Source organism: Aquimixticola soesokkakensis (assembly GCF_900172375.1).
In the GTDB taxonomy this organism is placed as follows: Bacteria; Pseudomonadota; Alphaproteobacteria; order Rhodobacterales; family Rhodobacteraceae; genus Aquimixticola; species Aquimixticola soesokkakensis.
The window spans coordinates 351066-364617 of record NZ_FWFS01000001.1 but is presented as its reverse complement, the minus strand read 5'-3'; the positions used below and the strand labels follow the sequence as shown (position 1 = coordinate 364617).

General features: G+C 63.5%; 13 protein-coding genes. 8 read left to right on the top strand and 5 right to left on the bottom strand.

The genetic code is table 11. From position 1 onward, the window contains the following. Positions 1 to 25: 25 nt before the first annotated feature. Positions 26 to 1150 carry a cobalamin biosynthesis protein CobW gene (gene cobW / locus AQS8620_RS01745; RefSeq protein WP_085835090.1) on the top strand — a complete coding sequence of 375 codons (1125 nt, stop codon included), beginning with the start codon at positions 26 to 28 and terminating at the stop codon, positions 1148 to 1150. Between the two features lie 6 nt (positions 1151 to 1156). Beyond that, positions 1157 to 1606, top strand: a complete 450-nt coding sequence (locus AQS8620_RS01740; RefSeq protein ID WP_085835089.1) for a GNAT family N-acetyltransferase — start codon at positions 1157 to 1159, stop codon at positions 1604 to 1606. Between the two features lie 3 nt (positions 1607 to 1609). Here the strand turns inward: AQS8620_RS01740 and AQS8620_RS17120 are convergent, their stop codons facing one another. Next, complete coding sequence (locus AQS8620_RS17120; protein ID WP_200809575.1) at positions 1610 to 1786, bottom strand: hypothetical protein; 177 nt, start codon at positions 1784 to 1786, stop codon at positions 1610 to 1612. Between the two features lie 69 nt (positions 1787 to 1855). Between AQS8620_RS17120 and cobN the strand changes: the two genes are divergently transcribed. Further along, positions 1856 to 5521, top strand: coding sequence for a cobaltochelatase subunit CobN (gene cobN, locus AQS8620_RS01735; protein ID WP_085835353.1), 3666 nt, complete (start codon positions 1856 to 1858; stop codon positions 5519 to 5521). Positions 5522 to 5575: 54 nt separating this feature from the next. Here the strand turns inward: cobN and AQS8620_RS01730 are convergent, their stop codons facing one another. Both AQS8620_RS01730 and AQS8620_RS01725 read right to left on the bottom strand, forming a co-directional pair. Then, positions 5576 to 5899, bottom strand: coding sequence for a hypothetical protein (locus tag AQS8620_RS01730; protein WP_143267383.1), 324 nt, complete (start codon positions 5897 to 5899; stop codon positions 5576 to 5578). Positions 5900 to 5994: 95 nt separating this feature from the next. After that, complete coding sequence (locus tag AQS8620_RS01725; protein ID WP_085835087.1) at positions 5995 to 6822, bottom strand: MOSC domain-containing protein; 828 nt, start codon at positions 6820 to 6822, stop codon at positions 5995 to 5997. 226 nt (positions 6823 to 7048) lie between these two features. Between AQS8620_RS01725 and AQS8620_RS01720 the strand changes: the two genes are divergently transcribed. Genes AQS8620_RS01720 through cobO form a run of 3 tightly spaced genes read left to right on the top strand, consistent with a single transcriptional unit; the run spans position 7049 to position 8748 of the window. Beyond that, entirely contained in the window at positions 7049 to 7411 is a 363-nt protein-coding gene (locus AQS8620_RS01720; RefSeq protein WP_085835086.1) for a CidA/LrgA family protein, read from the top strand. After that, complete coding sequence (locus tag AQS8620_RS01715; RefSeq protein WP_085835085.1) at positions 7408 to 8124, top strand: LrgB family protein; 717 nt, start codon at positions 7408 to 7410, stop codon at positions 8122 to 8124. Before AQS8620_RS01720 ends, AQS8620_RS01715 begins: the two co-directional genes overlap by 4 nt. Before the next feature lie 15 nt (positions 8125 to 8139). Further along, entirely contained in the window at positions 8140 to 8748 is a 609-nt protein-coding gene (gene cobO / locus AQS8620_RS01710) for a cob(I)yrinic acid a,c-diamide adenosyltransferase (protein ID WP_085835084.1), read from the top strand. Positions 8749 to 8791: 43 nt separating this feature from the next. Here cobO and AQS8620_RS01705 read toward each other — a convergent pair whose 3' ends face one another. Beyond that, positions 8792 to 9823, bottom strand: a complete 1032-nt coding sequence (locus AQS8620_RS01705) for an NAD(P)/FAD-dependent oxidoreductase (protein ID WP_085835352.1) — start codon at positions 9821 to 9823, stop codon at positions 8792 to 8794. Positions 9824 to 9896: 73 nt separating this feature from the next. Here AQS8620_RS01705 and mnmC2 point away from each other — a divergent pair, with 73 nt between their 5' ends. Together mnmC2 and AQS8620_RS01695 are read left to right on the top strand one after the other, a co-directional pair. Continuing rightward, positions 9897 to 10583, top strand: a complete 687-nt coding sequence (gene mnmC2 / locus AQS8620_RS01700) for a tRNA (5-methylaminomethyl-2-thiouridine)(34)-methyltransferase MnmC2 (protein ID WP_085835083.1) — start codon at positions 9897 to 9899, stop codon at positions 10581 to 10583. Beyond that, on the top strand, positions 10580 to 11521 hold the full coding sequence (locus AQS8620_RS01695; RefSeq protein ID WP_085835082.1) for a DMT family transporter: 942 nt from the start codon (positions 10580 to 10582) through the stop codon (positions 11519 to 11521). The genes mnmC2 and AQS8620_RS01695 overlap by 4 nt, the downstream gene beginning before the upstream one ends. Here AQS8620_RS01695 and AQS8620_RS01690 read toward each other — a convergent pair. After that, positions 11518 to 13527: a lytic transglycosylase domain-containing protein gene (locus tag AQS8620_RS01690; protein ID WP_143267382.1), complete on the bottom strand. Its 2010-nt coding sequence runs from the start codon at positions 13525 to 13527 to the stop codon at positions 11518 to 11520. The genes AQS8620_RS01695 and AQS8620_RS01690 overlap by 4 nt on opposite strands. Between the last annotated feature and the right edge of the window lie 25 nt (positions 13528 to 13552).

Sequence of the window (13552 nt, the reverse complement as noted above, 5' to 3'; positions counted from 1 at the left end):
TCTCATTTTCGCACAGGATATTTTCATGGCTGCCAAAATCCCAGCAACGGTCGTCACCGGCTTTCTCGGCGCGGGAAAGACCACATTGATCCGTAACATGCTGCAAAACGCCAACGGCAAGCGCATCGCGTTGATCATCAACGAATTCGGTGATCTTGGCGTGGATGGCGACATTCTCAAGGGCTGCGGGATCGAAACCTGCACCGAGGACGACGTGATGGAACTGTCGAACGGCTGCATCTGCTGCACCGTGGCCGAAGATTTCATCCCGACCCTCGAAAAGCTGCTGGATCGTGACCTGCCCCCCGAACACATCGTTATCGAAACCTCCGGTCTTGCGCTGCCCCAACCGCTGGTGCGCGCCTTTGGCTGGCCCGAGATTTCCACCCGCGTCACCGTGGACGGTGTTGTGACCGTGGTTGATGGCCGCGCGGTCAAGGACGGGCAATTCGCCCACAACGTGGCTGCCGTCGATGCCCAGCGCAAACTCGATGAAAACCTCGACCACGAAACACCGCTGTCCGAGCTGTTTGATGACCAGATCGCCTGCGCCGATATGATCGTGGTCAACAAGGCCGACCTGCTGAGCGGCGACGAGGCCGAAGCGCTGGTTGCCCACCTCAAATCCGAGGCGCGCAGCGGCGTGCAAGTGGTCAAAGCCACGATGGGCGCGCTGCCTGTCGAGGTATTGTTGGGACAGGGAGCGGGCGCCGAAGGCGACATGGACGCGCGCGGCGAGGTACACCACCATCACCACGATGATCATGAGGACGCTCACGCGGGGGATCACGAGGGCGATGACCACCACCACGACCACCACCATGAACATGGCCACGACGAATTCGAAAGCTTCGTCGTCGAGCTTGGCGAAATCAACGACCCCAAAGCCTTTGCCACGCAGGTGGCCGAGGTGATCCGCGCCCATAACATCCTGCGCCTCAAAGGGTTCGTCGCCGTTGCGGGCAAGCCGATGCGCCTGACGTTGCAGGCTGTCGGCCCCCGCGTGGACACCTATTTCGACCAGCCCTTTGGCAGCGCCGCGCGCGCGACCCGTCTGGTGGTGATCGGGGAGGCAGGCCTCGCGCGCGGAGCGATTGAAACCGCTCTCGCCGCTGCCGTGCGCGGTCCTGTTGCACGTGAAACCGCTTGAGCTCCCATGCTGATCGTCGAACTGGCTGATCCGCGCGACCCTGCGCCCGCCGCTTTGCTGGCGCAGGCGCAGGCCTTGCAGGCGGAAATCTACCCCGCCGAGCACAATCACGCCCTGCCAACAGAGGCGCTTGCACAAAGCGATATCCGCTTTTTCCAGGCGCGCTGGGGGACAGAGGTGCTGGGGGTCGGGGCGATCAAACTGCACAGCGACTACGCCGAGGTGAAGTCCATGTTCACCGCCCAAAGCGGTCGCGGCAAAGGCGTTGCCGCCGCGCTGCTACGCGCGCTGGAAGATGCCGCGCGCGACGAAGGCAAAGCGGCGCTGAAACTGGAAACAGGCGACGAACTTGCCGCCGCCTGTCGGCTGTACGAGCGCCACGGCTTTACCCGCAGCACCGCTTTTGGCGCTTACGAAGACAACGGCGTCAGCGTTTTCATGACGAAACCGCTTTAGGCGTCATTCGTCGCGCGTCTGGGCCTTTAGGGCTTGGGCAGCCGCTTTCATGCGCGCCAGCAGTTCGGCTTTGGTTTCTTTGCGCCCATAGGGCGTTTTTGACGTACCAAAGGCGTTGTGTTCAGAATGTTTCGGCGTGTTGTTGCCCTTTTTGGGCGCGCCGGTTTTACCATAGTCCATGGGATGACCTTTCACAGGGATTGCCCGCTGATGCCGCAAAGCGCGGCACAAAACAAGTCGGAGAAGACGATGCACCTTCTGGCAGCCACCCCCGGCGCGATCGAAGACGGGACCGATGCGGTCGATCTGGGCCAAACCCCTGCCGATCTGGTCGTCATTTCCGCCGCCGATACCGAACTTGCGATCCTGTCAGAAGCGCGCGCCGCGATGGAAACACCGCCCAGCCTGCGCCTCGCCTCGCTCATGCACCTGCGCCACCCGATGTCGGTCGATTTGCATCTGGACGACTGCGCCACGCAATCAAAGCTTGTCGTCGCGCGCATTCTGGGCGGCGCGGGCTACTGGAAATATGGCCTCACCCAATATGCCGCGCGGCTGCACGCGGCGGGCGTGGCATTCGTCGCCCTGCCCGGCGATGACAAACCCGACCCCGAACTTGCCGCCCTGTCGACCGTGCCGCGCGAAGACTATCATGCCCTGTGGTCCTATCTGGTCGAAGGCGGCGCGCAGAACGCCGCCGGCTTTCTGACCTACGCGCGCGCGATGATCCACGGCGGCGAGAAACCGCACGCCGCCCAGCCGTTGCTACGCGCGGGTGTCTACTGGCCCGCGACAGGCGTCGCCGACCTCGATACGGTGCAAGCCGCATGGACCACAGGCGCCCCCGTTGTGCCCATCGTGTTCTACCGTGCGCTGGTGCAAGGGGCGGGGCTGATGCCGGTGAACCACCTGGTCAAGGCGCTCCTGCGCGCAGGGTTGAACCCCCTGCCGGTCTTTGTCGCCTCGCTCAAAGACCCCGTGTCGGTGGCCACGCTGGACGCGCTGTTCACACAGGCCCCGCCCAGCGTTATCCTCAACTGCACCGCCTTTGCGGTCGGCACCCCAGAAGGCAAAGGCGGGCAGAACCCGCTTGCCGCGCCCTGCGCCAACGCGGCCCCCGTGTTTCAGGTCGTCCTTGCCGGATCGACCGAAGAAACGTGGACAAAGGGCACGGCGGGCCTGTCTGCACGCGACATCGCGATGAACGTGGCCCTGCCGGAGGTGGACGGACGGGTGCTGAGCCGCGCGATTTCCTTCAAAGGGGAAGCCTATTTCGACGCGGACACCGAATGCGCCATCGCCAGCTACCGCGCTGAAGGCACCCGTGTGCGCTTTGTGGCCGACCTTGCTGCCCATTGGGCACGCCTGCGCCACACCCCGACGCCGGAACGCAAGGTGGCGCTGGTGCTGGCGAACTATCCCAACAAGGACGGGCGGCTTGCCAATGGTGTCGGCCTCGACACCCCCGCCGCCACGACCGGTGTGTTGCAGCGGCTAAAAACCGAGGGCTACGCGGTCGAAAACGCCCCTGCCGACAGCGCCGACCTGATGCGCCAGATCCTGAGCGGGCCGACCAATTGGCTCACGGACCGCAGCACGCGCAGCGGTGGGGTGCGCCTGTCGATGCAGGCCTACCGCGACAGCTATGCCACCCTGCCCCTCGCCGTGCGCACCCGGATCGAAGACCGCTGGGGCGCGCCTGAGGCCGATCCTTTCGTTGGCGAGGACGGCTTTGCCCTATCGGTGCTGACCTTTGGCAATGCGGTCGTCGGCATCCAGCCCGCGCGCGGCTACAACATCGACCCCACAGAAACCTACCACGCCCCCGATCTGGTTCCCCCGCACAACTATCTGGCCTTCTATTTCTGGCTGCGCCATGCCTTTGGTGCGCAGGCGATCGTGCATATGGGCAAACACGGCAACCTCGAATGGCTGCCCGGCAAGGCACTCGCCCTGTCCGAGGACTGTTATCCCGAAGCGGTCTTTGGCCCCATGCCCCATCTCTATCCCTTCATCGTCAACGACCCCGGCGAGGGCACACAGGCCAAGCGCCGCGCGCAGGCGGTGATCATCGACCACCTGACCCCCCCGCTCACCCGCGCCGAAACCTACGGCCCCCTGCGCGATCTCGAAGCGCTGGTGGACGAGTATTTCGAAGCCGCCGGTGTCGATCCGCGCCGCATCGCCCATTTGCGCCGCGAAATCCTGAGCCTGTCATCGGTGACCGGCCTCGACCGCGATGTCGGGATGACGGGCGACGCGGACGGCGATCTGGCCAAGCTTGATGCCTATCTGTGCGAGCTCAAAGAGGCCCAGATCCGCGACGGGCTGCATATTTTCGGCCAAGCGCCGCAGGGCCGTCTGGCGCGCGATCTGGCGCTCGCACTGGTGCGGGTGCCGCGCGGGGATGGCACAGGGAGCGATGCCTCGCTGATCCGCGCGCTGGCCGCCGATCTGGACCTCGGGTTCGATCCGCTCGACTGCGACATGGCCGCCGCCTGGAATGGCCCCCGCCCCGAGGCGCTGAACCTCTGCGCAGACATATGGCGTACTGCGGGCGACACGGTCGAGCGGCTGGAACTGCTGTCACAAACCCTCATTGCAAAGGGCGATGCCGGGCCTGCCTCGCGCGCGGTTCTGGACCAGCTGCGCGACACGATCCTGCCCACCGTCACCGCCTGCGGACCCGCTGAAATTGACGGCTTGCTCGACGGTCTCGCGGGCCGGTTCGTGCCCGCTGGCCCGTCGGGCGCTCCGACGCGCGGACGGTTGGACGTGCTGCCCACCGGGCGCAACTTTTTCTCCGTCGACGCCCGCGCCGTGCCCACGCAAAGCGCCTGGGCCTTGGGCTGGAAATCCGCCAACCTGTTGATCGAACGCCATTTGCAAGACGAAGGCGACTGGCCCCGCACCCTGCTGATCACCGCATGGGGCACCGCCAACATGCGCACAGGCGGCGACGATATCGCGCAGGCGCTGGCGCTGATGGGGGTAAAGCCGACGTGGGACAGCATGAGTCGCCGCGTCACAGGATTTGAGGTGCTGCCGGCCTCGGTGCTGGGCCGCCCCCGTGTCGATGTCACGCTGCGGGTGTCGGGGTTTTTCCGCGACGCCTTCCCGCAACTCATCGCCCTCGTCGATAGCGCCGCGCGCGCGGTGCAGGCATTGGACGAAGCCGAAACAGACAACCCCGCCGCGGCACGCGCGCGCCGGGGCGAAGACATGGCGCGGGTATTTGGTGCCAAACCCGGTGCCTACGGCGCAGGCCTACAGGCGATGATCGACGAAAAACTCTGGAGCGCGCGCGCGGATCTTGGCGAAGCCTACCTTGAATGGGGCGGCTACGCCTATGGCGCCGGCACCGAAGGTCAGCGCGCCAAAGAGGCCTTCACCGCACGCCTCAGTCAGGTCGAGGCCGTCGTGCAAAACCAGGACAACCGCGAACACGACCTGCTCGACAGCGACGACTACTACCAGTTCGAGGGCGGCGCCGCCGCAGCCATCGAACACCTGCAAGGCCGTGCCCGCCCGATCTATCACAACGACCATTCACGCCCCGAGCGCCCCGTCATCCGCACGCTTGACGAGGAAATCGGGCGGGTGATCCGCAGCCGCGTCGTCAACCCGAAATGGATCGAGGGCGTGAAACGCCACGGCTACAAAGGCGCGTTCGAAATCGCAGCGACGGTCGATTACCTCTTCGCTTTTGCCGCAACAACCCGCGCCGTGGGCAACCACCATTTCGACCTTGTCCACGCCGCATTTTTAGAAGACGAAGACACCCGCACCTTCATCGCCGACAACAACGCGCCCGCCCTGCGCGAAATCGCCGAGCGTCTGAACGAAGCGATCATCCGGGGCCTCTGGTCTCCGCGCTCCAACGCGGCGCGCGGACTTATCGAGGCGCTGCTTTAGGCTTCTTTCGGATAAAAATACCCAAACGTCGCTAAAAGCTCTCACGACAAAGGATCACGGGCAATCCAGCCGCGCCTTGATAATCGCTTGATCGCCTTGCAATCCTCCCTCTGCAATCGCGCAGCCCGTTGCCTCGCGAATGGCAATCGCGCCATGTTGCAAGACCTCGAACTTCGACGGCGGCGGAAACACCACATTGGTGCGATGCGCTTCTGCACGCTCACGCGCGGCGTCGACATAGACCTGGAAACGATCCCCCTCGACCACGCGCAACACAGGGGCGGCGGTGATCATGCTGACAGAAGGCGTCGTCGCCGCGCAGCCCGCCAAACTCGCAAGCAGACCCAAAATTACCGTGATAGACAGACTGCGCGACACCGGAACACTCCGTTCAACTGTCCCCAGTCTGAGCGCAGACATGTTAACATCGACTTAACACTTCCCGCCTGCACACCCGCACTGGCAGATTTCGACTAGTTCATCCGCAAAAGGTTCGACGGCCCCGTTTCCAACACTTCGACCGCATCGAACATGCGGATCATGCCTTCGTTTTCCGGAATCATATTTTGACCAAACATGATTTTGCCACTTCCGGCGCGGTGGATTTTCCCCAAACTGCGCAGCGGCTCGCCCGCGCCGGTCCGCTCGCCCGTATCGGGGTCACGGGTGGTCATGATACAGCGCTCACAGGGTTTCACGATGCGAAACACCACCTCGCCGACACGAATGCGCCGCCAGGTGTCCTCGATCCAGGGCTCTGCTCCCTCGACGACCAGGTTGGGGCGAAAACGGCGCATGTCCATCGGTTCCTCAAGCTGCGCATTCAACGCATCAAGCGACCCGCCGGAGGCCAATAGCAACGGAAACCCGTCAGCAAAGCTGACCTGATCGCCCTCGCGACTATACTCCGGATCGGCAGGCCGGATCACCGCATCCGGCATGTAGACAAGGCGCGCAGACCGGCCCAATGCCGTTGTCAAAAACGACGCCGCAACATTGCCCGCATCCTGCGCCAGCACGCGGCTGCGCCAGATCCTGACCTCGAATTCCGCGCCGCTGGGGGTCTCGAACTCGGCAACTTCTTCGTCAGCCGTCAACCGCAATCCTTCGGGGGTAATCTCGGCCTCGACGCCAGCCATCGCGGGCACATCGCGAAATGTCAGGAAATCGCCGGCAGGGCTCACCACCATCCAGCGACGATCCCCGACCATGCCGCGCCGTTCGACCCGCGCTTCGCTGACGGGCTGCGCGCGCAGGCTTTTGACCGGATAGGTCACGATTTGACTGACGGTAAATGCCATTTAAAGTCCCATTGCCCAAAGGTTTAGCCCTTGAGGTACGCTGTGGGGCAAGTGCATTCAAGACTGACAAAACGACAGTTCCGGCAAAATTGTTTCCAATTTGCGAAAAAATATTGCGAAATGCAAAACCCCGGCACGACGCGGCACTCTCCTGCGCCGCCGTCACCTCACGGTCTTGCGCGACGCCTCGAATTGAGTAACCACTGCGCGCTGAAAGGAAACCGGCATGATCCTGACCCTCGCAACCCTGCTGCTCTTCCAACTGATGGGCGAAGTGATAACCCGTTGGCTCCACCTCGGCCTGCCCGGGCCTGTGGTGGGCATGGCGCTGATCGCAGCGGCTTTCGCCCTGTTTCCGGCCTTTGCCGCCTGGATGCGCACGACCGTCTCGGGCCTGCTCGCCCATCTGTCGCTCCTCTTTGTCCCCGCAGGCGTCGGCGTGGTCCAACACTGGGATAAGTTCGAAGCCCACGCCCTCTCCCTTGGCGGTGTTCTGATCCTCTCCGTCGCCGGCGCGATTACCGCAGGTGCGCTGACCTTCAAGGCCGTGAACCGCGCCCTCGGGTATGCCGATGAGGCCCCCGAATGAGCGACTATGCCGACATCTGGTCCTATCTTTCCTCCGGCCCGCTGATCTGGCTTACCGCCACGCTCTTTGCCTATGCCGCCGGAGATGCACTGTTTCGCGCCGCGCGCCGCTCTCCCTTTGCCAATCCGGTGATGATCGCGGTGATCCTGCTCTCGACCCTCCTGCTGATCACCCGCACCGACTACCAAACCTATTTCGAGGGCGCAAAATTCGTCCATTTCATGCTCGGCCCCGCCACGGTCGGCCTTGCCTTGCCGCTCTACGACAACCTCAAACGCATCCGAACCGCTCTTGTGCCCCTCGCCTGCGCCCTCTTCGTCGGCTCTTTCGTCGCAATGGGATCGGCGCTTGGCCTTGCATGGGCCTTCGGACTGGACCGGATGTTCCTGCTCTCGCTCGTGCCCAAATCCGCGACCGCCCCCGTCGCCATCGGCGTGGCCGAAGAAATCGGCGGCTCGCCCACCCTCACGGCCGTCATGGTGCTCATGACCGGCATCATCGGTGCGATCATCGCAACCCCCTTGCTCAACGCGCTGGGCGTGCGCGACTGGCGCGCGCGCGGCTTTGCCACCGGGGTGGCCGCGCATGGCATCGGCACCGCGCGCGCGTTCCAGGTACATCCCATGTCTGGCGCTTTTGCCTCCATCGGCATGGTCTTGAACGCAATTCTGACTGCCATTGCCGCGCCGCTCGTGGTAGGGCTGTTTTTCTGACAACAGGAGCCTGCCATGATCGACGATCCCGACCGCCACGCGAGCAAGATGGCCAAGAAAAAAGCCGCGCGCGATAAAATCATGGCGACGAAAACCGGCGAAAAGGGCCTTGTGATCGTCCATACCGGCAAGGGAAAAGGCAAAAGCTCCGCCGCATTCGGCATGATTTTCCGCTGCATCGCCCATGACATGAAATGCGCCGTGGTGCAGTACATCAAAGGTGGCATGGACTGCGGCGAACGCGATCTGATCACCGCCCGTTTTGCCGATATCTGCGAATTCCACACGATGGGCGAAGGCTTTACTTGGGAAACCCAGGACCGCACCCGCGACATCGAAATGGCACAAGCCGCTTGGGAAAAATCCAAAGAATTGATTCGAGACCCTGCCAACCGCATGGTTTTGCTTGATGAAATCAACATCGCCCTGCGCTATGACTACCTCGACGTGACCGAGGTCGTGGCCTTCCTGCGGGACGAAAAGCCCGACACAACCCACGTGGTCCTGACGGGCCGCAATGCCAAGGACGAGCTGATCGATCTCGCCGATCTGGTCACGGAAATGGAACTGGTCAAACACCCGTTCCGCTCCGGCATCAAAGCCCAGAAAGGGGTCGAGTTCTAAGCGACCCTCTGCTTCTTTCGGATAAAAATACCCAAATCCGGCGCTAGAAACTGGCCTCGGGTTTGAAGGCAGGCGGGATCGCATCCACGCCGTCCAGCGCCAGATCGACCAAAGCCCTGGCCGCGAGCGGCGCCATGCCGAAACCGATCTTGAACCCGCCATTGGCTATGAATTCGCCCGCGCGCAACGGATGCCCCCCCAGCATCGGGGCGCGGGATTTCGCGCGGGGCCGCACCCCTGCCCAACGCCGCAGTTCGCGCGCGCGCCCCAAAGGCGCAAAGGCCGCAATGGCGCGCGCTTTCAGATCCTCCGCCAGATCATCCGTCTCGAACGGACTGTCAAAGTCGCGCTCGGAGGTCGATCCCACGGCGGTCGTGCCATCGCGGTGGGGAATGATGTGCAGGCTTTGGGCGTAAATCTGGGGCAGATCGCGCAGATCAAGATCGAACAAAAGCGCCTGTCCTTTCACCCCTGCCCCCACGGGCGTGCCGGTCTGCGCGCTCAACGCCTGCAACCCCTGCCACCCCGTTGCGTGGATCACCACCCCCTCGCGCGTGCCCTCGGGCACGATTTCGCCGCCCAGCGCTCGAACCGCTGCGGCTAGGGCGGCGCAGGCCTGCGCAGGATGAAGCCGCGCCGAGAGCGTGTCGTGGATGTAAAACCCCGTGGGACTGGGAAGGCCGTCAGGCGCATCCGCGCGCACCTCCCAGCGCGCCTTGCCCTGCCACAACGCGCGTGCAGACAGCGCCCGGGCATGAGCCAGGTCCAATTGGCGCGCATCCTGCACCGCCTGCACGCGCCCCGTCGCGCCATAGCCCGACGAGAGCCCGCCAATCGCCTCGACCTCTGGCCAGAAGTGACGCGCTAAAATCAAACTCTCGAATTGAAACGCCTTTTTGTCGTTCCAGTTTTCCGGCGTATGCGGGGCGAGCGCCCCGACGATGCCGCCCGAACTGCCCGCGCCCACCCCGAACGGGTCGATGACGCGCACCGCGACACCGCGCCGTGCCGCCTCAAAGGCGCAAGACAGGCCAAAGGCCCCCGCGCCAAGGATCGTCATTGCAGCTTTCGACATTGCCATTTCCCCTTGCGAGCGACATGGTCGCCGCGAATTTGCGCGTCTATCGCCTGCTCTTTTACGAGACCCCATGACCCAAGACCACAGGGCCAACCTTGATTGGCGCGACGGGGTGATTCCCGTTTCAACCCGCTTTGACGACCCCTACTTCAGCCTCGACAACGGGCTGGAGGAAACCCGCTATGTTTTTCTGACCGGCAACGGCCTGCCCGAACGGCTGGAAACCGCGCAAAACGGTTTTGCAATCGCAGAGCTTGGGTTTGGCACCGGCTTGAATATGCTGGCCACCGCGCTGGCCTATAGCGGTCCGGCGCGCGTGACCTACACCTCGTTCGAGGCCTACCCGATGAGCGGCGCACAAATCGCCCGCGCTCTGGACGCCTTCCCCCAAGCGCGGGCCATCGCCGATCCCTATCTCGCGGCATGGGAGCGCGGCGCGCGCCGCTTTCAACTGGGGGCGCTGGATGTCGAGGTGATCGAGGGCGATGCGCGCAAGGCCGTTGCCGCATGGGAGGGCGCCGCGGATGCATGGTTTCTGGACGGGTTTTCCCCCGCCAAAAACCCCGAACTCTGGGGCGAGGCATTGATGGCAGAGGTTGCGCGGCACACAAAAGCGGGGGGCACATTTGCCACCTATACCGCCGCAGGCCACGTGCGGCGCGGGCTTGAGGCGGCCGGATTTAACGTCGAGCGGATTTCAGGCTTCGGGCGCAAACGACATATGGCGCGCGGCATCAAAAAGGCAGTCACACCATGACCGAACAAAACACCAAACTCGGCATCTGGCTGATGATCGCGGTGACGTTTATTTTCGCCGCACAAGACGGGATCTCGCGCCATCTGGCCGAAGCCTACAACGTGCAAATGATCATCATGATCCGCTACTGGTTCTTTTGCGCCTTTGCCTTCGCAATTGCCCATCGCGCGCCGGGGGGCATCAAGCGGGCGCTCCATACGACCCAGCCGGTGTTGCAATTTGCCCGCGGCACCCTTTTGGCGCTGGAAGTGGTGGTGATGATCATCGCCTTCGTCAAACTCGGGCTGGTCGAAAGCCACGCGATTTTCGCGATCTATCCGCTGATCGTCATGGCCCTGTCGGGGCCGGTTCTGGGCGAAAAGATCGGCTGGCGGCGCTGGCTGTCGGTCGGCGTGGGCTTTATCGGCGTGCTGGTGATCCTCAAACCGCAAGGCGGCGTCTTTTCCACCGCAGCCTTCTATCCGCTTGTCTCGGCGGCAATGTTCGCGGTCTACGGCGTGTTGATCCGCTACGTCTCGCTCAAGGATGACGCCCCCACCACCTTTTTGTGGACGGGAATTTCCGGCGTGGTGGTGATGACGCTGGTGGGCATGTGGTATTGGGAACCGATGGCTTCGGTGGACTGGCTCTGGATGATCGGGTTGTGTTTTACCGCCGTGCTCGGCCACTACCTGATGACCAAGGCCTATGCCATTGCCGAAGCCTCCGCCATCCAGCCATTTGCCTATTTCCAACTGGTGTTCGGGGCGATGTTTGGCGTTGCGATCTTTGGCGATGTGATCCGCCCGAATGTGGCCATCGGCGCGGTGATCGTCGTAAGTGCGGGCGTCTTTGCCCTGCTGCGCGCGCGCATCAACGCCAACCGCCAAGCCCGCGCCAACAAAGCCGCCCAAGCGCAAGCCGCGCAGGCAGCCGCCGCCCCCGTTTCGCGGCTTTAACGCGCGGCCATTTCGCGCGTGAGGTCGAGCACGCCCGCCTGCCCCGACAGCCGCGCGCGGTAGACGGGCAGGCTTTCGACCACCCGCTGCACGTAGTTGCGGGTTTCGCGGAAGGGAATATGTTCGATCCAGTCGATGGGATCAACCGTGGCCCCGCGCGGATCGCCGTAGGTTTCAATCCACGAACGCACCCGCGACGGACCCGCGTTATATGCCGCCGCAACCAGCACGGGGTTGTTGCCGAACTCCTCGATCAGATGCGCAAGATAGGCCGAGCCAAGCCGCGCATTCAGCGCCGTATCGCGCGTCAATTGCCCGACAGAAAAATCCGAAATCCCCAATTCCTTGGCCATCATTTCCGCTGTGCCCGGCATAAGCTGCATCAAGCCGCGCGCGCCGACACCCGATTGCGCGGCGGCGTAGAATTCGCTTTCGCGGCGCGAAATCGCCAGTGTTAGCGCCGGTTCGACTGGCAGTTTTGTGTCGCCAACGGGGTGCAGCGGGTAGTAAGCGCGGTTCAAGACGATGCCCTGATCGGCGGCAAATTTTGCCACCAAAAGCGCCGTGTAGGGGTCCAAGGACAGACCCAGATCCCCAAGCTGTCGCAACGCATCGGGACTCAGACTTTCGCCCAGATGCCGCAAAAAGCGCGCCGATTGTGGCAAATCGCCCGCATCATGCAGCAGCAAGGCCGCCTGCGTGACGGAGGAATTCATGAACGCCGCCCCCCGATAGTCGGGGAAACTGCCCTCCCCCGTAAGCTGCGGATCAAAGGGCAGCCCCGCACGCTCGGCCGCCAAAAGCCCGTAAAACGAGGTCTGGTAGCGCGCCGCAAAAGCATAGGCCGCCTTGGCATCGGCCGTTGCGCCCAAGGCTTCCAGCGCACGCCCCTCCCAATAGCCCGCACGTCCCAGCGAGATCGGCGTGGCGACCCCCATGCGCAGGCGGTTGAAATGATCCAGCGCTTGGGCGGGATTGTTCAGATACCGCAGCGAAATATACCCCGCCAGCCATTCCAGATCGGCGTAGCTGCCCCCCTCGCTCAGGAAATGTTTCGACGCCACGGCATAGGCCGTTTCCCCCTTGCCATCGCGCATCATCTGACGCGCCAGCGCACGGCGTTTGTCGGCCCAGGCCTCGGGGTTGCCCAGCGCTTTGGCCGAGGAAGACTGGGCAATGATCAACGCCGATGCATCGGCGTAACGCCCCTTGCGCATGCGCCACAAAAACCGCTCATAGGCCAGCCCACCGGCGTTTTGCAAAGACTCGGGCACGCGGGCGATCGCGCCATCAACACCGGCTGCATCGCTTGCCAGCGCCTCGCGTGCCTCAAGCAGTGCGCGCGCGCCCTGCGACAAGCGGGCCGCATTGCGCGCAGCGGAGATAAAATTGTGATCCCACGCCAGAGCATCGGCACGCGCATCATGATAGGGCGCAAGCGCCGAGCCATAGCGCGTGACCAGCCGCGCCTCGGCATTGGCATTCAGCGTCAGGCTTTGCCAGGCGGACACCGCCAGATCACGGGCGTCAACCGTGCGCCCCTTGGCTTCATAGGCCTCCATCAAAGCGACCACGCCATCGCCGGTTTGCGGCGGATAGGCGGCGAAATAGTCGATAACGGCGGCGGGATCATCCGCAGGACCAATCGCCGCCTCGCCCTTTTGCGCCAAAAGCGGCAGGCCCGGCCAATCGGCATTGCGTGCCAGAAAACGGCGGTAGTCGTCAAAACTTCCCTTGCCATCGCGCAAGAGCGCCCATTCCACAATCTCTGCGCCGACACCGCGCGTGGCGCTGCGCGCAGCCGAAACATCCCCCGCGCGGCGCAATTCCTCGGCGCGCAGATAGGCTTCGGCCTGCGCAGAGGCGGCATGGGCCGCGCTGGTCCAACCAAGCGTCAGTACGATCAAAGGAGCCGCAAGGGCGCGGATGAGTTTCATGTAGGTAAGGATCACTTTGGGGCGGGCAGCGTGAAGTGCTGCAAGCAACTGCGGGCGAAATCGGCTCAAGGTCGCCCAACGTCCGGCTTCAACC

Bases quoted from the DNA above. Each gene is read 5' to 3' on its own strand.
- cobW (WP_085835090.1), top strand. From the start codon at position 26: ATGGCTGCCAAAATCCCAGCAACGGTCGTCACCGGCTTTCTCGGCGCG.
- AQS8620_RS01740 (WP_085835089.1), top strand. From the start codon at position 1,157: ATGCTGATCGTCGAACTGGCTGATCCGCGCGACCCTGCGCCCGCCGCT.
- AQS8620_RS17120 (WP_200809575.1), bottom strand. From the start codon at position 1,786: ATGGACTATGGTAAAACCGGCGCGCCCAAAAAGGGCAACAACACGCCG.
- cobN (WP_085835353.1), top strand. From the start codon at position 1,856: ATGCACCTTCTGGCAGCCACCCCCGGCGCGATCGAAGACGGGACCGAT.
- AQS8620_RS01725 (WP_085835087.1), bottom strand. From the start codon at position 6,822: ATGGCATTTACCGTCAGTCAAATCGTGACCTATCCGGTCAAAAGCCTG.
- AQS8620_RS01720 (WP_085835086.1), top strand. From the start codon at position 7,049: ATGATCCTGACCCTCGCAACCCTGCTGCTCTTCCAACTGATGGGCGAA.
- AQS8620_RS01715 (WP_085835085.1), top strand. From the start codon at position 7,408: ATGAGCGACTATGCCGACATCTGGTCCTATCTTTCCTCCGGCCCGCTG.
- cobO (WP_085835084.1), top strand. From the start codon at position 8,140: ATGATCGACGATCCCGACCGCCACGCGAGCAAGATGGCCAAGAAAAAA.
- AQS8620_RS01705 (WP_085835352.1), bottom strand. From the start codon at position 9,823: ATGTCGAAAGCTGCAATGACGATCCTTGGCGCGGGGGCCTTTGGCCTG.
- mnmC2 (WP_085835083.1), top strand. From the start codon at position 9,897: ATGACCCAAGACCACAGGGCCAACCTTGATTGGCGCGACGGGGTGATT.
- AQS8620_RS01695 (WP_085835082.1), top strand. From the start codon at position 10,580: ATGACCGAACAAAACACCAAACTCGGCATCTGGCTGATGATCGCGGTG.